The following is a 25,969-nucleotide window of genomic DNA, read 5'->3' as shown; positions in this document are numbered from 1 at the left end:
TTTTTTTGTAAATTATAATGATTATATATAAAAAATATATATAATATATTTTTAAATAATCTGACAATTTATTTTAAACTCGATAATCGAAGGCCGACTAATAAGTTTTCATTTTAAATGCATTTAAGAAAACAGTTGATTTATCTAAAAACTTTTTTATTTAGTCTGTCAATTTGTTGCTGTAAATAGGTATGAGCAGAAAGATTTTCATGATAAAATTTTGCATGTTCGGTATGAGTTACCCTACCATCAATTTGTGCTTGAAGATATTGATGAGCATCCATATTTTCATGATAAAATTTTGCATGTTCGGTATGAGTTAACCTAACATTAAGTTGTGCTTGAAATGATTTATGAGCATCTGAATTATCTTTGTTATGTTTAGCAAAATTTTCATTAGTAACTCGAGCATCTATTTGTTTTTGAAGAAAATTATGAGCTTCCGAATTTTCTTTATAATGTTTAGCAAAATTATCATTAGTAATTCGAGCATCTATTTGTTTTTGAAGATAGGTTTGAACTTTTTCATTTTTATTGTAGTATTCACCAAATTCTTTATTTGTCACACGCCCATTAATTTGTTCTTGAAGATACGCTTGAACCTCTTTATTTTTGTTATAAAACTCACCAAATTCTTTATTTGTCACACGTCCATCAATTTGTTTTTGTAGATGAGCTCGATTACTTTTGCTTTCATTTAGGTATTGATTAAAAACGTCATAAGGTACTCTTCCGTCTATTCTCCAATCTAAACGTTTTATTTCTTCAGGAATCAAGCTAAGATCCGGTACTCGTTTAAATTCATTCCAGGAATAAGATACAGCTCCCGTGCCAAAAGATGCATATCGTGTTACAATGGTTACTTTTTTTTCGCCATTTTCAAATTCATACTCTTTTTTTTCCTCAACTATGGTGATGGAATGTTGTTTAGTTCCTTCAGCTAAAATAAACAGTTCATTGTCAATTTGAATGAGTCCTTTGGTTATCTTAGAGCCATGTTCTTCACACCCGCAAATTATTGCTCTTCTTCCGGCCATACGTCCCATATCGTTAAGAAATGGTCTGTACATTTGTTGCATAAAGTCTAAGGTGTCTGTTTGCAAAGGAAAACCACCGGTTTGATTAAATATAATGTAATCCATTTTTAGTAACTTATAAGTTTATAATTTTTCAATTTTGTATTTTTTATTAGCTAATTTATAGTATTCAATAAGTGCTTTTATTTTATATATATTATCGACTAACAGCTCATTGGGAACCTTAACTATAAAATTTAGGGTACTTAGATCATAGTCGTATGCCGGTCTTAAATACATGGGGCCGCAATCTGTTGAAGAGCTATTTCCTAATTTAAAAGGCTTATTTTCTCCTTGAGTGTATATATAGTTTTGTTTATATATTTGATAATCCATAATAATTATCCTTCTTTCAGCAGGGTCAAATCGATCATTTAGAGTCTTGCGCAGGTAGCATACTTGTGAATTATGATTTAACTTATATATATTTTCATTTCTTACTTGTAACCAATCAAAATGTATACGGGATAGCGGCTTTACCAGACTAAATAAGAATTTGATTTCTCGAGCTTTTCTAAGTGCCGTAGGTAAATGTAAGACTGCCAGTTTTTTTATATTTATGTTAAACCACATTATAATCAATTTTAACTAGATTTTCTATCTTATTATTCCCATTGTTTTTAATAGTAGTAAAATATCCTGAATTAGGTATTTTACTCATTGTAATAGCAATAGGATTTCCGTAATTTTTAGTTTGAGGATCGATCCATGAAGAAGAAGCTTCATAGATATTTACGTCTTTAACTCCCGGCGTCAGCTGCAGTTTGTCTACCAATTTTGATAACATTAATTCACCATTAAAAGGTAATTCGCGTAAATACTGACGTATTGTTGTATCTACCGGTCTTATATTTTCATTGATTGGAGCTATGGCGTTTCCATTTTCATCCAATACCAATGGATCAATTTTTATTGTAATATTTAAATACAATAAATCAGGCAGATAATTGATGATGGTTAACGGCACACCTGCATCTTTAATTTCTTCCATATATGCTGTAAAAGAATTTACTTCTCCAGTCGTTAAAGGTACCAGTTCACCATTTTTTTCACCGGCTACTTTTACAATAAGTCTGCTTCGGTTGCTATCCTCAGTTATGGCAGAATATTTTACTACTTTACTTGCTTCTATCTGATCATCGGTATACCCCTCATTATTAAATACATCCGTATCCGGATATAAATCAAATCCATATTGAAAAGCCAGAGCCTTATTTCTGTACCATTTAGCCGTATGTGGTTTCAATTCGGCAATTAAGTTGTCTACTTCTTCTCTATGTCGGTCAAACAGTAATTCTAAATTAAATATGGTATAGGCTATTACATATACAAATAATCTCCATATTGAGGTTTTTGAGGTAGAATCCAACGGATCCAATTCACGATATTTTCCTTTTTCGTTTAAAATTTCTTCTGTTATGTCCTTAAGTTTCCTTGCCATATCTTAACTATTTTTTAATGCCTTAGGCTTAAAGTTTATATTTATAATCATCTCTCCAATTCCCAGATCTACCAAATTGCTTATAAAATCATCGGATATGGAGGTAGCGGGTAAAAATCCTTTTCCTTCGTAATACTCAGAAACTATTTTATTATAATATCGTGTATTGGGAATGATCAGTTCTTGCCCTGTTTTCAGATCTTCTGTAATGCTTAAATTATTAGCCAGAGCTATCTCAAAGGCGGCTTCAGCTGTTCCTCGATATTGGACGGCTACATCCAATAGGGATTGATTATTACGAATAATTATTTTCATATTACTGTTGTTTTTTCAAGTCTTCAATCCTCCTTTTTAAGGAAATATTTTCTTTTCGCAATATTTTTATCTTGTTTTTCAATTCCATTATTTCATTCCGTAAAAGTTCTTCACGACTTTCGTATAATGTTATAATGTTTTTATATTTTTTTTCATAACAGATCCCCAGATCTTCCAATGCTTCTTTATAAATATTAACAGCTCTTGCCCCATGATCTATGGATGAATTATGATTAGTAACGGACTCTTTCTTTCTTTTATAAAACCACCCTCCAAAAACGGCTGTTAGCATGGTTAAAAATTCTCCTACATAGGTTGTAAATAATTCTTTCATATTATCCGTATTCTGCATCAATAATCATATTATCTTTGGACTTAAATATCAAATTTTTAACTTTCATTCCATCCGATATAAATTGCTTACGTGCTTCAAATTCGCATTCGTTCATACAGGAATCCAAAATATAATTTTCAATTCCCACACCCAGCATCGGATCTTCTTTGAATTCTCCCGGATTGGCTAAAAGTAATAACGCTTGATGTTGTAAAGTTGAATTTTCAACTACAAAATCTCCGTTCTCAATTTTAAGCTCACCTTCATTTGTAATTAATATGTCTCTCATTCCAATTTTCCTTTAAAAGTTCCGTTTACCGGTCCGTTGGGAGCAGATAAACCGCCGTCATATTTTATAGTAGCTGTTTTTACATAGCTGTCTATCAATTCACTTAATCTCTTTGAAAATTCTTCTATGGATGAATCTTCTCTGGTATGCATGTCAGTTAACAATTTTTTTATGCCTGATTGTAAACTTCCTTTATTTAGTGCCATTTTAAAGTCTATTTTAAAAGTGATTTAAATCCCGTTTCAAAATCAATTAATTTTTTTTGAGTATCCGGTAAAGGAGTTCCGCTGGCTCCTGTTGATGTAAATACTTTCAGTCCCTTGAGAGTATCAGTCAGCAGCTGGAACAGGTCTATTAAACTGCGAGAGTTATTTTTTATACAAACTTTTCCATCACTACTGTCCAGCAACAAGACCAATCCGTTTTGGTTGATTTCTATTTTTTCAATTTCATCTACCTTGATTATCATCAAATCAGAAAGCTCGCCGCTGATACTCAAGGCCACAACTCTGGAACCTATTTTAGGGTACTGAATCATATAATTTTCCGAACCACCATAACTAACCTTTAACCTAACATCGGTAACAATCAAATCTTCATCCAATGCCAATGAACAGGTTTCTTTTTGTAATTCCGTAACAGTCCCTATAATTGGAAAATTAGGATTTGCACCAACCAGTTGTTTTATTAATCGTTTTATTTTTTCTCCCTTTTCCATAGTTTAAACTGATAAAAGTATACCCGGTGTAATGGTTCTTTTTCCTCCGGAAGAACTAAAACTGGTTTTAACGCTTACCACGTAATACTTGCTGTTTTTATCCGGATAATCTTCATCTGTTATTTTTGCTGAATAACTAGGCTCAACATAGGGCAGAAGCCAGGTATCAAAAGTACCTTCGTATCCGTCGTATGCATGCTTGGTATATTCATATTTTGCTCGTATTTTAAGTGAAGCCAGCGCTATGCTTGATATTTTAACAGTTTTTTTCTCTCCATCTTCATTGCCGTAAGTCTCGGTAAGAACTTTACCGTTTTTATCTGTTGTTTCAACAGTAATTTGAATTTTTTTGTCTGACGCTTTTTTATATTCTAAAGAGGCTTTTTCTATATTATGTTGCATTGAATATTTGACTTCGCCTTTTTTTTGAACATAAGGAGGATGAATATGGAGTACTTTATTTTCGGTATCTAAATATATATTTCCTGCGGATTCTTCCTGTAATTTTTTCAATACATCATAAGCCGTTGTTCGAAAGATGACGAATTTTTCATAGTAAAGTTCATAGTCACAGTTCAAAGTATATTCGGGCATGACTTGATTTAACAGGGTTTGAGCAATTTTGTCAATAGAAGTAGGCTTTAATTCCTCATTTTTTACCGGTTTTCTAAATACATACATATCATCCTCACAAAAAATTTTTAAACAGCTGTCTACATTGGTAATTCTTTGCACGTATCCGCTAAACTCATTGATTAAAACATCGTCGTATCCTAATTTAATTTTTACTTGAGAACCTATCGGAATCTTTTTTTCGAGATTCAAAGGACGATTGGCTATGTATTCAGGCAAGATGATAACAGCGGTGGCTACTAAAGAATCAACAGATTTATTTATTTCACATTCTGCAATTACAGGCAAATTAAATTTTTTAGATTCGTGGCTGAATTCTATGTCCCATGACAACTTATACATATATTTTAGTCATTTAAAAGTTTAAACAAATCGTAGGTAGAATCACTCACTGCTTTAATTTCATATGCCTGTACATTTTCACCTTTGGTGAACGGAAATGTAAAATCTTCAACTACTATTCTGGTAATGTCTAATAATTTCAGCGGTTGACAATCAATTTCAATTCCTTGCGGATTGAGAATAAAGTCTTTAAGCGCTCTAAAATCTTCTTTAGGATAACAATCATCAACAGATCCGGTTTCTAAAGCTCCATATAAGGCACCGGTTATCGTAATTTCGTAATCGTCTTGACTCCAATATTCTTTTATAGTACCGAACAAATTTTTATCATTTCCTTTTTTAGCTACTTCTCGCTTGATAATATTGTTTTTACCTGAGATTGTAATCATAGGTTCATAAGGCAACAAATACCATTGGCTGTCATTGATATTTCTGATTTTTACGGGAAAAAATTGTTTATCCTCCGGAATTTGTTCCGGCATTACCATGAATTTATCATTCCAATCTACTTCCTGATAAGTAAATCTTGACTTATTTTTAAGAGGTAAAAAAGGTTTTGGTGGCAACACATGTTTAGCTAATTCATTTTCAAGTGCTTCAAACCGTGGTAACTTTTTGGCCACCTTTGAACCTAATAAACTGGCCAATAATAAATTTTTATTATTAATTTTCATACGTTTATTTTTTATCCTACTGAATAATTTGCCATGGCTAATAATCGTAATAGTGCATCTGCAGTTTGATCAACCATTTTATCCGTTGTTTCGTTGAAATCTTTACCTTGAATATTTAATACTCCGATTAAATCTTTAATGGAAATATTTATTGTGCTGGATTTTTCTCCACCGGTAACAATAGAGCTATTGGTTGCTGTTCCTGTTGATTTTATCGATGGATTTACAGTTTTTAAAGAATTAGCCGATGTTTCATCGGTTAATTTTTTAGGCGGTGCAATTTTATTTTTGGGATTATATTTTTCCAAAGTATCACTGATGAAAGATAATCCGCCTTTGTCGTTAAATAGACTATTTTCCGTAGTGGTTTTGTTGTAACTGTCAGTAAGTAACGAAAAATTTTTATTGATTGCTGTTAAACTCTCAGCTCCGGCATTGTTAGAAGATACCTCAGTAGTATTGTCTAAAATAATCGGACTCTCTTTATCAGAACTGGTTTTAAAAGATAAACTTCCTCCAATTTTTTTAAAGTGATCCCAAGCATTTAACATACTATCAGCCATGTCGTTAATTAATAGCTTACGTTCATCACTACGTTTTTTAGCATTTTCTCTGATTTGTTTTAAATGTTCTTCTGCTGATTTTTTATTCCAAAGCTTAGAAAACGTATACCAAGCAATTTGTAATTGTTCTATACCGGTTAAAAGTATATCTTTAAAATTCAACCACGAAAGTTTCAGATATGAAATTCCTGCATCCCATAATGATTTGACCATTTCCATGGTATGATCCCAAGCATCCCCCCAACCTTCCACAGAGTTTATTAGAAGATATATAAAGGTTATTAACCCCACGACACCGGCTATAATAAGTCCGATTGGATTGGCAATCATAACTCCATTGAGGATTGCTTGAGCTACAGCAGCTAAGCCCATAACAAATTTATATGTCATAAATGCAGATGCTAAACTCACTATAATCGCTTTGAGAGTTACTATTGCACCTTTACCGATGGAAAACTTATTCAATACTTCACTGAAAAAGTCAGTAACATCAAACAAAGTATCGGCTAAAAATAAGGCAGCGTCAATTAAATCCAAAAACATATGAACCATAGGGGCAATGATTTCATATAATCTGAATAATACATTATTTAAATTATTGGTAGTACTTTGTAAATGACCTCCCAACGTATTGGACAATTGATTGGCAACTCCAAAGAATTGTCCCCCTTCTGAAGCCGCTGATTGAAAAGCGTTAGTAACCATTTGGGCAGTAATAGTACCATTCATCATTTCTTCATTAACCTTATCCATGCTTAATCCGGTAGTCCTGCAAATTTCATTCAGAGGATTGAAACCTGCCTCAACCATAGCCAGTAACGAGTCTTCAGTAAGTGTACCCATATTTATTACTTGGGCTAAAGAAGAAGTAAGAGAATCCATGGCATGAGTATCACCCATGGATATGTTGCTGATGGCATCCAAATTAGGCACGACCTGATCCGCATTCATTCCACTTTTTAATAGTGTTTGAGCATTGCTTTCCAGAGTGGATTGATCAAAAATCTTTACTTTTTTCGACAGATTTGTAATATCATCCATCATTTTTTTAGCAGAACTCTTTGAACTAAGTAAAACCTCAAACTTTTTTTTGCTTAATTCTTTTTGAATTCCCATATTCAAAAAATCGACAAATGCTTCTTGTGGAAACTTAAAATTTAATTCATTTTCACTGCCATTTGTTTCAGAATCAGAAGTACTGTTTGTACTATTTTTTCCGGATTTTTGATTATTTGAACTCTTTTTAGATATGCCTCTTTTACCAAAATTTTTTACTTTTGATGCAGCTTTAGTAACGGTTTTTTGAACCACGGATCCTAATTTTTTAGAAAATCCAATGGTTTTGCCTAATCTACTATTAGAAACAGTTTTTTGAAGCGCAGATCCAAATCTTTTAGAAAATCCAATGGTTTTACCTATTATATTAGAAACAGATTTATAAATTATAGATCCTAATTTTTTAAAACTATTGGCTGTTTTAAGTATAGTTTTTAGAATAAAAGGAGCTATTTTTTTTGTAAGTCCTGATGAATTAGCTATCTTATTATAAATAGTTTTTAGAATTATAGGTCCTAATTTTTTAAAAATATCTGCTGTTTTAACAAAAGTTTTTTGAATTACAGGCGCTATTTTTTTAAAACTATCCGCAACTTTAATAAAATTATCGGCAAAGATTTTATGAATTCCGGGTCCAAAATTTTTAAAATATTCTGTTGCTTTAAATAAATTACCTATAACGGAATTCTGAATTTCAATTCCTGATTTATTAGAACTTTCCGTTGTATTAGTAAAATTATAGGAAACGTTATTTTGAGCTCCGGATCCTGAATTATTAGAAAGTTCCACTACATTTTCTAAAGAATTGGAATTGATACTTTTAATAGTATAACCTAATTTTTTAGAATTATTCTCTAATTTTTCTAAAGTATTGGTTACGGATTTTTGAATTTCTGATATTGATCTATTAGAATTTTCCGCTGCTTTAATTAACTTTTTAGATGTCTTGGAAGCTAAATTGCCTAATCTTGCGTGTAAACTTATTGTACTTATATAAACCAATTCTTGCATTTTAAATGATGCAGAATTGTTACCCATACCCATTTTTTGTATGGCTTTTAGAACATTATCGGTTATCTCTTTTGAGTTTTTCACTAGGTATGACATTAATTGGCATTAGTTGAATTTTCTTTAATCCGGATATAATTAAGCTCTTGCATTCTTTCTGCCCATTCTTTATCTGTTAATATATCCGGATCTATATGAAAATAATATCTGAGCATGGCATGGCTCAAACGTATCCATTCTACATTTTCCTCGACGATCTTGGCAGCGGCTAAAGCTTTTCCAATTCCGCTTGTTTTATTTCAATTAGCTCGCTTAATTTAGCGGAAGCACCTAAAAAGTAAGAATCATCGGTTTTTATTTCTTCATCTCCCCCTAACCAACAATTGGTAAGAATAACTTCATTAAACTTCATAGGATTAGTTGAACTTGCAGCAGTTGCGGCAGCTAAGATTTTCCTGTCCGGTTTTTTTAGATAGGCCTCTTTATCTTCAACAATTAATTTAAAAATTTCTTTGTGTTTAGCTTTCCATGCCTCGATTTGTTCTTGGCTGATTGGGTTAGTTTGAGTATTCATAATTTTTTTTAATTTCTAATTAGCATTGAGATATTACATCAAGAGCAATAAACGGAAGGGTAATTTCCATGAATTTGTCTCCTTGTTTAAATTCTTTTCCGGCCTCTGTAAAACGTACACCGGTGATACGATCCATAATTAACATATCTCCATTGGTTGGGTTACCATAGGCACCTACTAAATCTAAACAAAGGTTAAGTATATCTCTGTTTTTAGCAGAAGCTACTAAACTTTCATATTCTGATTGCAGTAATGTAATTTCACCTTCTATGGAAACATTTCCCGATTGAATTGCTCGTGCATTTCTGCCTTTTCCATATACGGCTTCTCTTTCTATTTTTCGGGTATATTTTACACCTCTGATTCCGGTTAAATCTTTACCTCCTAACGTAGCAGTAAAATCTGCCCATTCATATTCTCTACTGTTAAACATTTTTTTATTATTTTTTAGTTATATCAAAGCCTAATAACACATCTACAAATCGGTTATATCCGTGAGGACGAACTCGAGCCACAACATTTATTCGGGATGTTGCCACAACGTTTTGAGACGGGTCTACAAATATTTTAACTCCATTATCTCTATTTTCAATGTTAGAAGACAATTCACCGTAGTTTGTCATAAGCGAAACCAAAGCATTTTCAAGATCTCCTTCTATACATTTGGCATAAATAGGGTTGATGGTTCCGTCGATTTCCAAATCGATATCATCCAATAAATAGTTGATTAATGTTTGATACGTAATTCGGTATGCTTTGTCAATTACTCTTCTGTTAGTAAGATAATGATAGTCATCACTCACCGGGCTGGCAGTATGGTCGTCTGTAAAATAATAGCCTGATTTTCCAACATGAGTTCTGAAGGAGATAAACCCTTTTTCATTTAAAGCTTCTACATCAAAAGTTTCTGCCGGTTCATTTGCAATGTAAGCATGTAAATTGCTTAAAGCTCCGTCTCTAACTTTTCCAATATTTTGATGTACTTGATTTTTTGCCAATCTGCCGGCTACGATACCGATGGCTGAACCTTTACCTTTTTCTGTATCACCTAAAAGTATGGATACACGGTTGTTGGAATATTCGAATAAGTTTGGTAATTCAATTACATTACCGGTAAATCCGTATCCTTCTAAAACCACAAAGAAAGGTGCATACTTAGATTTTGTGTAGCTTTCTGCTAAGGATTGAGCATTGGTTGCAGTAAGTAACACCTCCTCATCTAATCCGTTAACGATGGTTAAATTCTCATTATCATCTGAAGAACATTTAGTAAAAATACCGGTAAGCTTACCATTGGCAGCATCTAATAATTTTTCAACCGGTGCTTTTCCTGTAACTTTGTCCACTGAAAACCAATTTGAGGTTTTTGTGCTTTTAGGCATACCCAGTAACCATAATTCACGCCCTTCTCCGCTTTCTTTATAAAATTCAGAAAGGGTTTTATATAAATTTTGGTTCGTTGACGATACTATGCCCAATTGAGCTACTTGTTTCATGGATTTAACCATGTAGGGTTTATTCAATTCGAAAAATTCAGTAGCTTCTGCATGTGCCACTAATCCGAATACGCCATCCGAATTGGCTGCTACTGCTCCTAGAACACCATTGTCAAAGTCTATGGTTATTTTTGGTAAATTCATTATTAGTTAATTTTGATTTTTGATTATTGATGTTATTTATCTTATTTGTTTTTTGTGATTGATTGTAATGCACTTTATTTCTTAATACCCTTTCTAAGTAGATAGATAATGAAAGTACTTATGAATAATAAAGTCACAATTTTACCTGTCCCTAAACAAAAACTTTCCCAGCGTGATAAATTTTTAAATTCGGTATGGGTTATGGTTTCGGTTTTAAATTCTTTTGTGTGATGTTCTTTCCAAGTGGCCACTAATTCTTGCGCACGAGTTTCACAATCCACGGTAAGAATATTATCCTTAATTTGGATTCTAGGGAATTTTAGATGGTTTTTTCCGGATTCTGATTGGATGATCTCTTTAATTACAGCTTTTCCGTTTCTCCACTCAATTAAAGCCTTTAAAGAACTTGTATCGGGTTGGATTTTAAAAATCGAATCTCTGATTACTTCATTATTAGTTATTTTTTTATCTGTGAATCGATCAGGGGTTGCTATTTTATTATTTTCATTACAGCTTATCAAAAGCATAGTAAAGAATACGGGAATAATAAAATTTAAGACGATCTTCTTATAATTGTACGATTTCATTTCTTTAAATATTTTTATATTCTTCTATGGCATCAAAACTTGGACAAGTGGTATTGGCAGATGCAAAATCTCTATGTCCCAGTATTTGAGCAGTTGGATATAATTTTCTTAATTCTTTAAGTAATTCAATCAGACTTTTTTTTTGGGCCGGATTTCGTGTGTCTTTAGCTTTCAAGTTTTTGTCAGCTCCTCCTATATAGCAAATACCTATGGCATTTTTGTTATGTCCGGCAACTTGGGCAGGAATCCTGTCTACATCCCTTCCCGGTTCAACAGTACCATCTAAATCTATGACGTAATTGTATCCGATTCCGGTCCATCCTCTTTCTTTATGCCAACGATCTATGTCTTTGGCCTTATCGTTCCTTCCTTCGGGAGTCGCGGCACAGTGTATAACCAAATATTTTATGGTTCGTATAGATTTTTTAAGGTTCATATTGCTATTTTATTAAATACTGTCTGCCTGCGATTCATTCGTGAATTTCGTTTTAACGCGTTGGTTAACCTTTTGCTTAGCAGACAATATTTTTTTATTTGGTTTATTTTCTTTGTATGCTTTCAAATGATTTTTTTTAATGACGGACAATTCTTTTACCGTAACTAATCCTTAATCGTTCGAAATTTTATACGGCAAAATTGAATCATAAAAGATTGCAAGTAAAGAAAGTTGTAAAGCTTCTTGACAATCTTGTAAAGTACTTGCACAGAAGTGTCAAGTTTCTTTACATACTAATACAAGTTGCGTTTATTTTCTTAGATATTTGTTTAAAACCATAGTACAGGTTACTCTTAGACGCGGGTAATTATGATCTACAGCCGAATTATTTTTTAGCGATGTATCGGTTTCTTATTAATTAGTGATTTTAGTAAAGAGTAACCTTTTTTAAGAATATAAGTTTTTATAAGCAATTCATTATTGATAAAATTTTCAACTGAAAAGTATTTGAGAAAGTTTGTTAAATAATACTTTTTATGTTGATGTAAGATATTTATTAACCAAATTTATAATTAATGATCGAAATTTTAGAATCTCTACAGGCGAGAATAGCTGAAATTAAGGAATTTTCATATGTTGGAGAAGATTGGGGACAATTAAATTACGAGGAAATCCCTTACCCTTTATCTTGGCCATGTGCATTAATTTCCATTAAAGAAGCTACTTTCGAGGATAATGGAAAAAGCAAGTCAATGACTTCCCATCATAAACAACAAGGTTTTATAACGTTAGACATAACGGTTGCTACTTTAAAATTTTCAAGTCAAACCAGTAATTCTGAGGATGTGCAAGCAAATGCTTGGGAAGGTTGGAATTATTTAAAAAAAATACATGAAAAATTGCACGAATGGAGACCGAAAAGTTTTTGCGGGAGCTTGAAAAGATCTTCTTGGAAATCTGTCCTAAGAGAGGATGGTATTCAAGAACTTCATGTATTTTATACGATGAGTATATCCAATTGCTAGTTTAAATCGGAATCCGGAGTAAATATGATCGTATATAAGGTTTGTCTGGATATAAAAAACTTGGGATAAATAAATTGTCTGTATATCTGAGTAAGAGGCATACCGTTATTGCGTTTAACTTGTAAACGGTATTCTTCTTTTATGGCTCTGTATCTTAATTTTGTATTATTTCGTAAGTTTTTGGTACTCATTTACACAAAATTATTATTATTGTATGAAATATCCAAATAATGATTTTTTGTGATTTTTTGGCAGTTAGAATGATGTAACCTCTTATCATTTTATTGTTCGATCGATTGAACATATTTTTTTATACAGCAATTATCGCTCATTGGTGACCCTGTTTTTTTTAAAAATAAAATGCACAAACAAAATATTTTTCAACAGGTGGCGGCGGTATTTTTCAATCCATTTTTTTATACTTAAATTTAAGTATTCCTTCTAAGGCCGTAATTAGTTTACTGCATTCTTTTACTGACATTTCTAATAAAGGTTTTCTTACGGGTGATTTTTTACTTGCTATAAATTTTCCCAGAGTATTTAAATCGGCGACTATACGGTTATGTTTTTTATTAAAAATAGTCCAATTTAAATCGTAACATAAACGTAATAGAGTTAAATGTTGTTTATTATTTTTATCAAACTTTCCCCAGTGGGTATATGTTTCTTTGAGAGCAGCAATTAACCTTTTTGCTTCTTTATCGGTAAGATCTTTGGTGCTGGTTACCCTCCCTTGAGTAAAATGAAAAATTAACTGTTGACGCAGGGCAGGATCTTTTTTTACATCTTCGGAGAATAAACTGAAAAGTTGCTTGATTTGATAGTCATGTACTTTAGGTGTTTTCATCTTGTTTATGTTTTTCTGGAAGTAAGAATGTTAAATCAAAATCTTTTGGAAAATCCACGGAGGCGATGGAGAGATCTATGGTTACTTTATGACCCAACTTATCGAGGTAATGAGCTTTTATGAAAAAGCTGGAACGTGTTGGTTTATAGGCTTGTTGTATGATACGAACCCCATCGGTGAAAGTTTCGTGATCCAACTTATCGGCTAATGAAATTAATTCAAGCACACGGGAACTTTTTAAATTTCCTTTGGCATCTTTTTTTAATAGTTGATTAATGATGGTTATAGTATGGGCATCGGCCGCTTTCTTCGCAAGGAACCTTATGTATTCATTTATTTTAGCTATTCCTGAGTTTACCGTGTCATCCCAATTATCGGTAACGTGGTAACCGATGGTTACAGATTCGCCGTTTGCGGTGGTAAAAGTATGGGATTGTTGTTCTTCTTTTACTCCGTATATGGAGTATTTTAATTGAATAAGTTTTTTTAAGGCAGAAAAGGTAAATTTTTTGGAAGAGCGAAGTTCTTGGGAAGTTTTAATAAGATGGTGGATGACTTCCGGTATGGTTTCTTCAACTAACTCTTTATAAGCTATCCGGTCCGATTCTTTTTCTTTTTTTTTCTTTTTTAAAGCTTCTAAAAGCTCTTTTTCGGTTACTGTGCTTAGATCTGGTATGGACATGTTATGATTGATTTTAAATTAAAGTTTTTAAAAGCTAGTTAATTTTTATTTTCACTTTTTGGCCGAAATGATTTTCTTCCCAATGCATCGTAGGGCGTTTCCATTCGGTTCTTCTGATTTCCAAAAGTTTGGTAAATAATTTTTCCTGTAATGAAAGGGGAAAAGAAGGGGGCTGACATCTTGTAATCTTTCCTATGTTTCGATGGATTTCACAGCGCTCTGCTAAGTTTAAAAATTTCTTTTCTTCCGTATCATAGGATAAAAGATCTCGTAATATTTCAATATTTGCCAATAGTTTCATGTTAACATTTATTTTCGTCTCTTCGTATTAATTCTTTTAGTATTCGTGTTCTTTCCATACGGAGTAAAATTCTAAGCAAAATGCTTCCTTGTTGATATTTATCTAATTCACAGCTCAACCGATACACGTGATCTTCTAATTCGGTTTCGCTCCATTCCTTTAGAGGTATTTGATTTAAGGGTAGTGGTTTCATGTGTTTGTATTTTTTCTTTTAAGGCTTTCATTACTAAATTATTAGGGTAAATATGTTGGTAGCTTGATAAGCTGTGCGCCGAGGCAAATGCTTCGTTGAGGGCATCTGTTTCGAGTGAATTTATATGGGTTTCATTTTCAGATATTCCGACTACTCCGAATGCTTCTTGTGTTCGGATATTCCATTGGGTTGACCACCACTTCCAATATTGGGGAAGAGAAAGTAATATTTGTATGTATTCTTCTTTATATTTTTGAGGACAGGTATATCCCAAGTTTTCGGCAAATTCGCATCCCGTTTCAAACAGATTGGTTTGATAGTCTTCTTGTGAAGTTTTTGTAAGTCGGCAAAAATTAATTTGTGTATGGGTTGGTTTCATAGTTGTTTACTCATCAGATAAAATAATAGATTCATCATTCATCAGGGTAACCCGGAAAAAAGGATCTATAAATAATTCTTCATTTACTTTAATTGTGTTTAATAGGCCATATTTAAACTCTTCTTTGGTTTGCTCTAGCATGACTTCCATATCGTCAGGCAAATCATTGATTTTTTCTTTTAGTTCTTTTACTGTCATAAATGTTTATTTCGAGTTAGTTTTACCAAGTTTTTGGAAATTTCAATTCTTATTGTTATTCATGGAGTGAAAGTTTAATAATTAACTTTTTTTTCTAACTGATTGATTTTCATCTAATGGTTAGATTGTATTGATCGGCACCTTCTTGCCAAATTATATAACTTTCTTTTCCCCCGTATCTACTTACGGCATTTGCTGTATAGCCTTCAACATAAATTTTAACAAAGGCATCGTATCGTACTTTTTTTGCAATTCGTCCTTCCGGATTGCGACCTTCGGCATGTGAAATCCATATAAATAATTTGTTTGAGTATTTTTTAATCAATTCTTTATACGAGGTATAATTGATTCCTGAATATTGTAAACTGTCAATGAATATTATGTCCGGCGATTTGTGTAAGTTTAAGCGATGGTCTAATTCTTCGATGCTGTCTTCAATCAGTACAAATCTTCCTCGACATTTGTCCATATTATTTCTTTTGCAGGCTTCTGCAAAAGATTCGCTGTTTCCTTCTTCTAATCCGTTATAAGCCACTCTGCCAAACTTTGAGAGATATTTGGCTAATTGTATGGCATATCCGGTTTTTCCGTTTCCTGAATTTCCCCAAATAATCCAACTGCCTTTTAATTCCGGTTTACCTATATGTGCTTCCCATATTCCATCAAATGGTAATACTTTTCTTTTTTTGGTATAAATTTCATGGATGGATATTGCTCGTTTCATTTAATTTCTTTGTTTATTTTTTTTAAGGCATATATTTTTCTTTTCACTCTGCGCAAATCTCCTTCACTATCTTGCCATATTTCTTTAATACGGCTTTTATTTTCTATTCCGTTTGCTATGCAAATGGAAGCGACATCTGATGCCGTGATTCCTCCAAATTCTATAAATCTCCTGCCAATTCGGCTGAAAATTTCTTTATATCCTTTTTTGTTTAATTTTAAACCTCTTTTGATTCTTGTTTCCAAATGATCGGTTGCCATTAAGATAATGGCGCAATGATCTTCTAATTGATTGTAGAGGGAAATGAAAAAGTAAAGGACTTGATCGCTTAATTTATCTGCTTCATCCAGGATTATACCTGGCTTCTTATTTTTTTTTAAAATCCGTACTGCTTCAGACATCATCTCGGCAACGGTCAGTCCACCGGAATCTCTTCCCAAGACGTTTAATAATTCAGCTAAAAAGTATTTCCGATTCCAATATTCATTGCATTGTAAGAGATAGGTATTGGGTGTATTTTCAACAAATGCCTTTGCTGTCTCGGTTTTACCGCTACCGGCAAAATTTATTACGGCAAATACTTGTGAGTCGTCAACTGCATCTTGAAACAGGGTACGAAGATTTTTAAAATTCGTTGTTTCTACTACTTTCCAACTTTTTTCGTGAATTTTCAGTTGTGCATTGATAGATTTCCATACGTTGTCTTTGATAACCGGCTTTTCTCCTTTGAGTATCTGAGTGAGTTGATCCTTACTTAGTTTCAAGTTATTGGCGGCTTCTGTTTCACTTCCCAGTTGTTTAACATAGGCTTGAATTTTTTGAACTGTTTGTATTTTTTCTTCATTATCCATATTTTTGTTCGGTTTTAGTCCCCTAAGGGGGGCATTTTTGTTTTTTAATAAAGTTCTCTGATATCTTCTACGGTTTGTAAACTTTCTTTTTTCTGCCAACTTCCAACATCTTCATGCGTCACTTTTTTGCTTTTTCTTCCATTTTTGGAATTTTCCAAACCTTTCAGATTGGGTTTAACCAATCCATAGGATTCCGCATCCATGTTAAAACTTTTAAGGATCTCATCCATTTCATTTCTTCGTTGGATACGCTTATTCTTATTTTCTTTTTTGACCTTTTTAATCCATTCTGCTTCGAATTGTTCTTGTTCTTGTTTTCCTCGGTGTATTTCGGTTTTTAAAACGGCTTCTCTTACAAATCGTAATTGTCCTTGTGGATCTTTCTGATATAAATAAATCATACTCATATCTTCCGGATCATATTTGACAAAAAATGATTGATTCACGGCTTTTTCGTGAAAATCTAAATCGGGCATACCATCTTCTCGATAAACAAAATAGTCGTAGGTTACTTTTTTTTCCTTAAATGAAAATCCGAAGGAAGACCATTTTACAGGCTGTTTTCTTTCAACCCAAAAGAAATTGACCATGTCCCATAATTCAATCTTAGGCGCTTTTTCATTTTCGCTGTCTAAATACGTTTGAAGTCGGGATTTACCGCTGAACGGATGGGGAGAAAGATTCCATTCTTCCCGTATTTTTTTATAGATTTCTTTTATTTCGGTAAGGGAGGGGAGATTGCTTTTATTAGCTAAGATGAATTCCATATTAGCTTTAGAAATTTCTTTTTTAGCTTGGATATTTTGTCCTGTAAAGAACCAATAACGAGCAAGATGTTGATTTTGCAGACGATAAAATGCATTTTCAATGGTTTTGGATTTTCCGTTGTATGGCTCGGTTTTTATGGACAAATGGGCTATTTTATTTAAAAAATTTTCCGTTTCAAGTTTTTTATGTCCTCCTTGGTTATCAAAACCTATTTGATAGGGTTTATGTCCTGAAAATTGTATGGCCATCCGATATGCTGAATATTGGGCTTGATAGTTTTCTTCTTTACTGATATGATATCCAAGCAAAACCTCACTGTATGCATCCATAACTTCATAAACAGAAATGGTTTCCATTTTGCCTTCCTCAGTTAGGTAAAAGAAGTTTAATTTGGTTCCGTCGCTATACCAGAGTGAATCTCGTAGTGTTGGTAATTTAGTTTTTTGTTGGTAATTATATTTTTCTTTGTATTTAAGTTCTCCAAATTTGTGTCCGTACCACAGGGGCATTATTTCTTCATCATATATAAAATTGTATATGGTTTTTTCTTCAACTGTTTTTAATCCTTCGCTCAGGGCATAAAGGTTATATTCTTGATGTAATTGTGATATGCAAACTGTTCTTTGGACTTGATTACTCCATTTGGCTAACAGCCAGAGTTTGGAATTTTCTGTTAGTTTTTGACTGTGGGTATGGCAATAGTTTTTATGTATTAAGATTTGATATCCATGAGTTTGATATACTTTTAATCGTTCTCGTAAACGGCGGTAATTTTCCGGTAAAGAATGCGGCCATTTGTTTTTATCGAGATTTTTTACAATATCTGCAATATTTTCCCACATTTTTTTTTGACTGCCTCCCAAGACACGACGGCGCATCAGGGTATGATTTATAATTTTTGAAATAGTATTTAGCAGGGATGCATTACAGGTATATTCTTTTTTTCTGTTTTCAGGCAAGGATTGACCATTTTCCAATAGGTATTCATTGAAAAATTTTTCCGCTTTTTCGTCTTTTTCTATGCATTCTATGAAAGTGTATTTTTTTCCTATAGTATAAGGATCTCCGGCTAACTCTAATACCGATTTTTTAATGTCGGATCTCATACTGTCAAATTCAACTAACGCCTTTCTTCCATTTCCTCCTTTTCGTAAGAGAATTAAATGGTTTCTTTGTGTTAATTGTTTATAGGTACTTTGTTTGAGTAAACCGGATTTTCCAAATAACCAATTGGATAAAACACCCCATTTATTATTATAGAATTCATAAACTTCCATTGGTATTGATAAAAAATAGTATTCTTATTCTGCGTTAGTTATTTAGACGAGTTTTAATATACTGATGCATATTTTCTTAGACTATTTTTGATTCATTAATTTGTTTTTAAAATAGTTGAATTCTTTTTCGTAGGATTTTTTAAGTGGTATTCTTGGATAATTTTTTTTCGAGTTTCTATTATAATATCCAGAGCTTCTTTTGCATTTAAATCTCCTCTTTCATACCTCATACGTGCTGCCTGACTGGTACAACCTAACATTTCCGATAGGGTTACAAAATCTCCATATTGTATTTTTTGTGCGTTTTTGTTAACATTCTTACTTCTTTCCATAACTTTGTGTACATGTTTTTACAAATATATAAACAATAGTCTAATAAAACAAAATATTTAGACAATATTTTAATATTTATTATGAAAGCTATACATAGAATCAAGCAATACATTGATTATAAAGGACTTAATAATAGTTCTTTTGAGAAAAAAAATAATCTGTCTAACGGGTATATAGGTACTCAATTAAAAAGAGAATCTGATTTAGGAGAAGGTGTACTTAATAAAATATTAGACAATTGTTTAGATATAAACCCTGTATGGCTTTTAACCGGTGACGGCGAAATGTTAAAGAGTAATGATGATTTAACAGATATTGCACTTATAGATGCTATAAGGATGCAAAAAAAACTTAATGTAGCCGAAAAAAAAATAAAAATATTAATTGAACTAAATGAATTTTATAGAGAAGAAATTGAAGAGCTCAAACAAGAGATAAAACAATTGGAAAAAAAAATTAATACTTAGTTTATAAAGAATAAATTATATTAAAATATATATTTTAAAAAGATAAATTTTAGGTAACTATATATAAATATCGTTTCATTTATCCTGTATATTCGTACATTTATAGTTTTACAAAAAAACAAAAAAACTTTTCACTACTATAAATAATGGACGAAAATACGCTTATAAGAATAATTACTTATTTAAATAAAAAAGGCACTATTTCTGAAAAAAAATTTAATTGGTTATATAAAAATAAAGATATAATATTGGAATTATTACAGATATATTTTGATTATTTAAAAAATTTCGCATATGATAATGAATATTATATCAAAAAGTATAAAAAATCTAATTTTATAGATTTTAAAACACTTTGTAAAAAGTATTTAGACAAAAATTTAAATAATTAATAAATAATATATGGGGAATCTTTACTAGAAATTAACTACTTATCTTTATAATATTTTATGCTTTAACTTAATATATTAAATTATTTTTTTAATCTTATAACTTACACATTCAAAAATCCTGTCTTATTTCAATTAGTTGATAGTCAATGCATTAATAAATTTATATTTTTTTCTTCGTGGAATATATGTATGTTATTTTTGCTTTTAAGTTATATTTTTAATCGATAATTAGAATTATATATATTTTAACGTTATAAAGTATATTGTATTTTGTATACCCAACTGTATACCCAATTTTAAACCCAACTTTTTACTGTGGTTTAGAATGAATTTTTAGGAAATAAAAAAAAGAATATTTTTTTTAATCTATTTCGTTATAAATTGTTGTAAATGATTAACTTAAACAGTTAATCGATTATATCGTTATAAATGAATTTATAATGAGGAAATTGTATGCAAAAAGGTAAGAAGTTAATAATATTGTTCAATATAAAAAAGTTAAGTCGTTTGCTTATAATTCTTAATTCTTTACTATACAGATTAATATAAATATTTAAATATATTGATTTAAGTACATTTTATTTTTACTTGTTTAAATAATAATCTATAAAAAATTGTATTCAATAATAATTATTTTCATTCTCAAATTTTTATAATGAAGAAAATGTAATTATTATTTGGGATAATTTCTATAAATATTTAATTAATTTTTCAGTCAGAAATTTTCTGTGAAAATTGGAAATTTTTGATGATGGAAAATGTGCAGTATTGTTTTTCCAACTTTTAAATTCGGTTAAAATGAATTGTTTTAGATGATCGTGATCGTTATAAGTAAAATGTTTACCGGATTCGGTTTCAATTAAAATTTTCTCAACATCAGCATTTTGTGGTCCTATAGATAAAATGGTTTTACCTGTAGCTAAATATTCAAATAATTTACCCGGAATGATACCTTTGGATTTTTCATTATTAAAATTGGTCAATAGCAATAAATTAGAATTATTCATTTCATTAATCGATTCAACATGAGGTAAATATCCTATATTGATCCAATTATTTTTTAAAGCCGAATTATTTAACTCTTCTATAATCGAATCAGAAATTTTTCCCACTAATTTTAAACGGAATTGAGAGGCAAATGTTGGATTCTCTAAGATTAATTCCGCTAATACCTTCCATAAATTAGTTGGATTTCGTAGCGTCTCGAGCATCCCTACATATGAAATGGTGAATACAGAAGTTGGTTCATCTGCTCTATTAACTTCTGAATCAAAACCATTAGTAATACATTCAACATTTTTAGCTCCTAATTTTTTAAAATTTTCTTTATCTGAATAACTGGTTGAAAGAATCAGATCGGCATTTTGAAAAACTTCTTTTTCCATTTCCTTATGTTTTTGATCAGATCTTTGAGTTAGTTTTAGTTGAGAGTAATAGGAAATTTGAGTCCAAGGATCTCTAAAATCGGCGATCCATTTGATTTTGTCTTTTTTTATTTGCTTTAATCCTAATCCTATTAAATGCATACTATGAGGAGGCCCGGTTGTTACTAAAGTATCTATATTGTATTCATCCATATATTTTTCAAGAAACTTAATAGAAGGTTTAATCCAAAACATACGAGCATCGGGAATAAAAAAATTTCCTCTTATGAATACGGAAACCCTGGATAAAATTCCTTGTTTTTTAGAAGTTTCAAATTGACCGGCTTTAAAATCTTTATTTTTCTTGGTGAGTGTCTCAGCTAAACGGTACGGTTCCCATATAGGTTTTTTGATAATTTTTATTTTAGGATTTATTTCATCAACCAAGCTTGGGTCTAAAATAGGATAGGAGGGATTTTCGGGAATATAAACATGAGGTTCAATACCGAATTCCGGCAGATATTTTGTAAATTTTAACCATCTTTGTACCCCTGGGCCTCCGGCCGGAGGCCAATAATAGGAAATGATTAAAACCTTTTTACACATGTCTTACAAAGATTTTGAAATCTCAGAGGATTTATATCTTTTTTTGTAGTCATATATCAATAATGTACTGCTTATGATTACAAAAAGAAGACAAGTGCCCAGAGTTATATATTTTCCTTTTTGAATTACGGGAGGATTAAAGGAAAAATTTATAGTATGTTTTCCTGCAGGTATTTTTAAGGCACGTAACGTATAATCGGCTCTATAAATAGGAACTTCTTTTCCATCTATTGAAGCCTTCCAACCATGTGGATAATAAATTTCCGAAAAAACTCCTAATTTTTCCTCTTTACTATTAGAAACATAGGTTAAATTATTCGGTAAATATTCTTTTAATTCTATAGAAGATAAACTATCAGAGGAAGATTGTATGGTAAGGTCTTTTTTATATTTTGAATTTATGACTGCTTTTCTTTTGTTATCAATCTTTCCCAATGCTAATAATTCCTCATCGGCATTGTTGGCAAAAACAATTTCATTTACAAACCAAGCATTTCCATTATTATTAGGATTAGGAATAGGTCTGATTATAGAATCGGCAGTGATGATGTACTTGGTATTTAACATATCAAGTATAGGTAAATTTAAGCTGTCCGATAAATAAAAATCTATTAAGTCTTGATATCTCCTTAATTTAGCTCCATGATATCCACCAATCGATTGATGAAAATAAGAGGTATTAGTTTCATTAAAAGGACTTAACAACAGATTGAATACTCTGTAATGAGCATGATCGTTTTGTTTAATTATATCTAATGCCTGGTTAATAGGTGCTGCATTGACAATACGAGCCAAGGTTGGATCGGTTTGGGCTTTTTCTAATTGACTTTCTGTTACTTGAGTAGGAAAAGGATTTTTATAAAATTGTTTGTCCACAAAATTATCATCATTTAAATAACGTTTATCCACTCCCCATAAATCAACTAAAGATAATGCGGCAATAGCTAAAACCGCATAACTTGATTTAAAGGACTTAATTTGCGCTGCCCAAAGAAGTACAGAACAAACTAATACGAAGAAAAAAGTTCGTAAAATATCTGATTGGAAAAGGGCAAAACGATCTTTTCTAATTGCTTCTAGTATTTCAGATTTTATAGAATTACCTTCTAAAGAAGTATGAAAGCTAAATATTTTTAATCCTAATACATACAGAAGTAATAAAATAACCAATATAAAGCCGGAACTTATATATAAAATTTTAGTTTTATAAACTTGGGTAAGAGATTTATCCATAAAATATGAATACGTACCCAATAAAGCCAATAAAGGAATAGTAAATTCAGCAATCACGAGAGCCGAAGAAACAGCTCGAAATTTATTATATAATGGGAAATACTGAATCATAAAATCAGTAAAGATCCCAAAATTTTTACCCCAAGCTAAAAAGAAACTTAGAACGGTTGCTGCAACTAACCACCATTTATATCTCCCTTTATAGTAAAATAAAGCTAAAAATGCTAAAAATATGACTACAGATCCTTGATAAGCAGGGCCTACGGTACCCGGTTGCTCTCCCCAATAAGAGCCATTAAAAGTACGTTGAAATTGAGTATATTCTTCCTGTGATCTAATATTTTCCCGTAAAGATGATTCAAGATTAGAGGTTTTAAATCCTTTTTCATTGTTGCCACCCCCCATAAAATTAGGAACAAATAAATTTGCCGTCTCTAAAATGCCGTAGCTCCAATGAGTAATATAATCTGTATCTAATCCCTGATTAGGGGAAACGTTATTTTTACTTATAGTTAAATCTGACTTGCCTCGTGTGGTTTCCTTTGAATATTCATAGGTTGATAGTAAACGGGTAGAATTCATTCCTAACGCCAGTAAAATTGCCAGAAGAAAAAAGCCAGAAGAAATACCAAAAGATTTGAATGTTTTCGTTTTAAAGCTGTGAATAAGTTCAATCAAACCAAAAATTCCTAAAGCTAAAAACAGATAATAGGTCATTTGTGGATGATTGGCTGCAATTTGTAACGATAAGAATAAAGTGGTAAGAATAAATCCGGTAACATATTTTTTTTGATATAGTAAATATACACCTGCAATAAATGGGGCAAAATAGGCTATCGTATGAATTTTAGCATTATGTCCGGCTCCAATTATGATAAAAAAATAGGTTGAAAAAGAGAACATAATACTTCCCAACAAAGCATATTTCCAATTTTTTAACCATACCATACCTAACAAGTAAAAACCGGATAACAACAAAAATAAATAACTGGCGGGAGTAGGAAAAGTTCTTAATAAACGATCGATACTTTTAATTATATCTGAAGGATAATTAGCTCCCATTTGGTAAGTGGGCATACCCCCAAACATGGAATTGCTCCAATAGGTGTCTTCACCATGAATAGATCGATACTCTTCTAATTCATGCGCTCCGCCTTTATAATGGATGATATCAGGTTGAGAAATATACTTACCTGATAATAATGGACTAAAATACATAAAGGAGAGGATGACAAAAAAAAGCAAACATCCTACAACCGGCAAAAAATAACTATTTTTTTTCATTGTCTTTAGTTTCTACTTCTTCGTAATCAACTGTTTCTGCATCCCATTTAATACCCTTATTCGGAGAAGAATTTTTTCTTTGGTTATTAAATTGATGGGGCTTGGACCTGGAATATTTGTTTTTTGCACGAGTACCCGAGAAAATTTTATTTAAAATATTGAAAACAAAATAAGCAACTGTGGCAAAAAATATAAATTCAATTAATCTTCCCATCGATAAATATATAAATTAATTAGTAACCTATCAATTAATATACGTGTTATTTACAGATTTCTGCACCACCTTTTCAGTTTCATCACCTTTACTGGCTGATTTGGTTTCTGTAACAGTCATAGTAAAATTGGCATTGGAAATCCAACCGGATTTATTATTTATGATAATTTTTCCACTTTGAGTGCCCTTTACAGACAATTTATAAGTTATCCCTTCTACCACTTTAGAATCTGTTTTAGACGGTAAAGTTCCCTGAATACGAACTTCAGTTAAACTGTCACCCACTTTTACTAACTGATTATACCCTTGATCTTTCAATTCCGGATGAGTATTCCATTTCTCTCCAATTTTTAATCCTTTTGAAGGAAATTTCATAATGGATCCTTCAAATTGAGCTTTAAAAGTTTCAGGATTCAGACCCAATTTAAAAGCATTAATAAAATCATCTAGTTCTTTTCCTTTCAATTCGGATTTTAAGGTTGATTTTGCTTTTTCATAAATAGCGTCCATACCCTTTATGTTGGAAGCATTTCCGTAAATATCCATCGTTAATGTAAAAGTAACATTGCTGATTGCCCTATATATTTTCCACAATTTTGCTTGATCGGGATTTTCCGGTTTTTTACCGTTGGTATCAAATACCACTACTTTACCATCCGCTTTAGTAATAACTTTTTTGCCTCCCATGGATACTTGTAAGGTATATATATCATTTTTGATATCTAATACCGTAAAGCTTATTGGATCTATGGATTCTTGCGAAACAGATTGACTTTTATCTCTAAAAGTTACTGTTTGCTTATTAATTTCTCTGGAATTAAAAGAATAGGTTTTACCTTTTTCAAGAATATATCTAAGATGATAAAGGCTATCCGCATCTTGATAGATACCGGTTATAATTTCTGGACTACTTTTTTCTTGTTTATTAGTATCATTACTCGGTAAAGATGATTCCGCGTTCAAAGAATTTCCAGAACGGTTTGTTTCATCTTTTTTTGAAAGGGAAGTATCTGGTAATTGTTTGGATTTTTCTTCATTTTTGCATGATACAAGACCACCACCCAATAAAATAGATATAAACAAATAAGATACTACTGACAATTTTTTCATTACGTCAAAATTTTCTGCAATTTACTAAAGATAAT

General features: G+C 31.5%; 32 protein-coding genes. 2 read left to right on the top strand and 30 right to left on the bottom strand.

The annotated features are described in order from the left end of the window. Positions 1-140: 140 nt before the first annotated feature. The 16 genes from GFU93_RS03725 to GFU93_RS03650 all read right to left on the bottom strand — a co-directional run bounded on the left by GFU93_RS03725 (position 141) and on the right by GFU93_RS03650 (position 11,686). Complete coding sequence (locus GFU93_RS03725; protein ID WP_160567381.1) at positions 141-1,142, bottom strand: hypothetical protein; 1,002 nt, start codon at positions 1,140-1,142, stop codon at positions 141-143. 18 nt (positions 1,143-1,160) lie between these two features. Then, positions 1,161-1,649 (bottom strand): hypothetical protein, encoded by a 489-nt coding sequence (locus GFU93_RS03720; RefSeq protein WP_160567379.1) that lies wholly within the window; start codon positions 1,647-1,649, stop codon positions 1,161-1,163. Next, on the bottom strand, positions 1,639-2,517 hold the full coding sequence (locus GFU93_RS03715; protein ID WP_255448639.1) for a nucleotidyltransferase: 879 nt from the start codon (positions 2,515-2,517) through the stop codon (positions 1,639-1,641). The genes GFU93_RS03720 and GFU93_RS03715 overlap by 11 nt, the downstream gene beginning before the upstream one ends. Positions 2,518-2,520: 3 nt before the next feature. Next, positions 2,521-2,832: a hypothetical protein gene (locus GFU93_RS03710; protein WP_160567377.1), complete on the bottom strand. Its 312-nt coding sequence runs from the start codon at positions 2,830-2,832 to the stop codon at positions 2,521-2,523. A gap of 1 nt (position 2,833) precedes the next feature. Next, a complete protein-coding gene (locus GFU93_RS03705) occupies positions 2,834-3,166 on the bottom strand; it encodes a hypothetical protein (RefSeq protein ID WP_160567375.1) in 333 nt (110 codons plus the stop codon). A gap of 1 nt (position 3,167) precedes the next feature. Next, positions 3,168-3,455 (bottom strand): oxidase, encoded by a 288-nt coding sequence (locus GFU93_RS03700; RefSeq protein ID WP_160567373.1) that lies wholly within the window; start codon positions 3,453-3,455, stop codon positions 3,168-3,170. Next, positions 3,452-3,661: a hypothetical protein gene (locus tag GFU93_RS03695; protein WP_160542226.1), complete on the bottom strand. Its 210-nt coding sequence runs from the start codon at positions 3,659-3,661 to the stop codon at positions 3,452-3,454. The genes GFU93_RS03700 and GFU93_RS03695 overlap by 4 nt, the downstream gene beginning before the upstream one ends. 8 nt (positions 3,662-3,669) lie before the next feature. Further along, on the bottom strand, positions 3,670-4,173 hold the full coding sequence (locus GFU93_RS03690; protein ID WP_160567371.1) for a hypothetical protein: 504 nt from the start codon (positions 4,171-4,173) through the stop codon (positions 3,670-3,672). Positions 4,174-4,176: 3 nt separating this feature from the next. Next, on the bottom strand, positions 4,177-5,148 hold the full coding sequence (locus tag GFU93_RS03685; RefSeq protein WP_160567369.1) for a hypothetical protein: 972 nt from the start codon (positions 5,146-5,148) through the stop codon (positions 4,177-4,179). A gap of 5 nt (positions 5,149-5,153) precedes the next feature. Beyond that, positions 5,154-5,822, bottom strand: coding sequence for a DUF6046 domain-containing protein (locus GFU93_RS03680; RefSeq protein ID WP_160542223.1), 669 nt, complete (start codon positions 5,820-5,822; stop codon positions 5,154-5,156). 11 nt (positions 5,823-5,833) lie between these two features. Further along, complete coding sequence (locus GFU93_RS10190) at positions 5,834-8,536, bottom strand: tape measure protein (RefSeq protein ID WP_160567367.1); 2,703 nt, start codon at positions 8,534-8,536, stop codon at positions 5,834-5,836. Between the two features lie 181 nt (positions 8,537-8,717). Then, complete coding sequence (locus tag GFU93_RS03670; RefSeq protein ID WP_160542221.1) at positions 8,718-9,023, bottom strand: hypothetical protein; 306 nt, start codon at positions 9,021-9,023, stop codon at positions 8,718-8,720. A gap of 19 nt (positions 9,024-9,042) precedes the next feature. Next, positions 9,043-9,456 carry a hypothetical protein gene (locus GFU93_RS03665; RefSeq protein WP_105297459.1) on the bottom strand — a complete coding sequence of 138 codons (414 nt, stop codon included), beginning with the start codon at positions 9,454-9,456 and terminating at the stop codon, positions 9,043-9,045. Positions 9,457-9,463: 7 nt separating this feature from the next. Then, on the bottom strand, positions 9,464-10,663 hold the full coding sequence (locus GFU93_RS03660) for a DUF2586 family protein (protein ID WP_160567365.1): 1,200 nt from the start codon (positions 10,661-10,663) through the stop codon (positions 9,464-9,466). A 74-nt stretch (positions 10,664-10,737) separates the two neighbouring features. Then, positions 10,738-11,250 (bottom strand): hypothetical protein, encoded by a 513-nt coding sequence (locus GFU93_RS03655; RefSeq protein WP_160567363.1) that lies wholly within the window; start codon positions 11,248-11,250, stop codon positions 10,738-10,740. Positions 11,251-11,254: 4 nt separating this feature from the next. Next, the gene (locus tag GFU93_RS03650; protein ID WP_160567361.1) at positions 11,255-11,686 is read right to left on the bottom strand and encodes an N-acetylmuramoyl-L-alanine amidase; all 432 of its coding nucleotides are present in this window, start codon (positions 11,684-11,686) and stop codon (positions 11,255-11,257) included. A gap of 575 nt (positions 11,687-12,261) precedes the next feature. Here GFU93_RS03650 and GFU93_RS03645 point away from each other — a divergent pair. Next, entirely contained in the window at positions 12,262-12,711 is a 450-nt protein-coding gene (locus GFU93_RS03645) for a hypothetical protein (protein ID WP_160567359.1), read from the top strand. Here GFU93_RS03645 and GFU93_RS03640 read toward each other — a convergent pair. The 10 genes from GFU93_RS03640 to GFU93_RS03595 form a co-directional block, all read right to left on the bottom strand. Then, a complete protein-coding gene (locus GFU93_RS03640; protein ID WP_105297464.1) occupies positions 12,708-12,902 on the bottom strand; it encodes a hypothetical protein in 195 nt (64 codons plus the stop codon). The two genes, GFU93_RS03645 and GFU93_RS03640, sit on opposite strands and share 4 nt — an antisense overlap. A gap of 212 nt (positions 12,903-13,114) precedes the next feature. After that, a complete protein-coding gene (locus GFU93_RS03635) occupies positions 13,115-13,558 on the bottom strand; it encodes a hypothetical protein (RefSeq protein ID WP_160567357.1) in 444 nt (147 codons plus the stop codon). Further along, positions 13,545-14,240 (bottom strand): DUF3164 family protein, encoded by a 696-nt coding sequence (locus GFU93_RS03630; protein WP_160567355.1) that lies wholly within the window; start codon positions 14,238-14,240, stop codon positions 13,545-13,547. The genes GFU93_RS03635 and GFU93_RS03630 overlap by 14 nt, the downstream gene beginning before the upstream one ends. Before the next feature lie 34 nt (positions 14,241-14,274). Continuing rightward, the gene (locus tag GFU93_RS03625; RefSeq protein WP_160542215.1) at positions 14,275-14,541 is read right to left on the bottom strand and encodes a hypothetical protein; all 267 of its coding nucleotides are present in this window, start codon (positions 14,539-14,541) and stop codon (positions 14,275-14,277) included. 107 nt (positions 14,542-14,648) lie between these two features. After that, positions 14,649-15,113, bottom strand: coding sequence for a hypothetical protein (locus GFU93_RS03620; RefSeq protein ID WP_105297467.1), 465 nt, complete (start codon positions 15,111-15,113; stop codon positions 14,649-14,651). Positions 15,114-15,119: 6 nt separating this feature from the next. Beyond that, positions 15,120-15,311: a hypothetical protein gene (locus GFU93_RS03615; protein WP_160542213.1), complete on the bottom strand. Its 192-nt coding sequence runs from the start codon at positions 15,309-15,311 to the stop codon at positions 15,120-15,122. Positions 15,312-15,420: 109 nt separating this feature from the next. Further along, entirely contained in the window at positions 15,421-16,035 is a 615-nt protein-coding gene (locus GFU93_RS03610) for a hypothetical protein (protein WP_160542212.1), read from the bottom strand. Further along, complete coding sequence (locus GFU93_RS03605; protein ID WP_160567353.1) at positions 16,032-16,886, bottom strand: AAA family ATPase; 855 nt, start codon at positions 16,884-16,886, stop codon at positions 16,032-16,034. Before GFU93_RS03605 ends, GFU93_RS03610 begins: the two co-directional genes overlap by 4 nt. A gap of 44 nt (positions 16,887-16,930) precedes the next feature. Then, on the bottom strand, positions 16,931-18,931 hold the full coding sequence (locus GFU93_RS03600; protein WP_160567351.1) for a transposase family protein: 2,001 nt from the start codon (positions 18,929-18,931) through the stop codon (positions 16,931-16,933). Between the two features lie 95 nt (positions 18,932-19,026). After that, positions 19,027-19,263, bottom strand: coding sequence for a hypothetical protein (locus tag GFU93_RS03595; RefSeq protein ID WP_160567349.1), 237 nt, complete (start codon positions 19,261-19,263; stop codon positions 19,027-19,029). 81 nt (positions 19,264-19,344) lie between these two features. On the opposite strand from GFU93_RS03595, the gene GFU93_RS10055 reads away from it, so the two are divergent. After that, positions 19,345-19,731 carry a hypothetical protein gene (locus GFU93_RS10055; RefSeq protein WP_185149847.1) on the top strand — a complete coding sequence of 129 codons (387 nt, stop codon included), beginning with the start codon at positions 19,345-19,347 and terminating at the stop codon, positions 19,729-19,731. 1,081 nt (positions 19,732-20,812) lie between these two features. On the opposite strand, the gene GFU93_RS03585 is transcribed toward GFU93_RS10055, so the two are convergent. Genes GFU93_RS03585 through GFU93_RS03570 form a run of 4 tightly spaced genes read right to left on the bottom strand, consistent with a single transcriptional unit; the run spans position 20,813 to position 25,934 of the window. Next, positions 20,813-22,093 carry a glycosyltransferase family 4 protein gene (locus GFU93_RS03585; RefSeq protein WP_160567347.1) on the bottom strand — a complete coding sequence of 427 codons (1,281 nt, stop codon included), beginning with the start codon at positions 22,091-22,093 and terminating at the stop codon, positions 20,813-20,815. A gap of 3 nt (positions 22,094-22,096) precedes the next feature. Beyond that, on the bottom strand, positions 22,097-24,610 hold the full coding sequence (locus GFU93_RS03580) for a YfhO family protein (protein ID WP_160567345.1): 2,514 nt from the start codon (positions 24,608-24,610) through the stop codon (positions 22,097-22,099). After that, entirely contained in the window at positions 24,597-24,824 is a 228-nt protein-coding gene (locus GFU93_RS03575; RefSeq protein ID WP_160567343.1) for a hypothetical protein, read from the bottom strand. Before GFU93_RS03575 ends, GFU93_RS03580 begins: the two co-directional genes overlap by 14 nt. A gap of 30 nt (positions 24,825-24,854) precedes the next feature. Then, positions 24,855-25,934 (bottom strand): DUF6263 family protein, encoded by a 1,080-nt coding sequence (locus tag GFU93_RS03570; RefSeq protein WP_160567341.1) that lies wholly within the window; start codon positions 25,932-25,934, stop codon positions 24,855-24,857. Positions 25,935-25,969 lie beyond the last annotated feature (35 nt).

Source organism: Apibacter sp. B3546, assembly GCF_009827885.1.
Taxonomy (GTDB): domain Bacteria; phylum Bacteroidota; class Bacteroidia; order Flavobacteriales; family Weeksellaceae; genus Apibacter.
The sequence above is the reverse complement of the archived record's forward strand: the minus strand, read 5'-3'. Positions and strand labels throughout refer to the sequence as shown.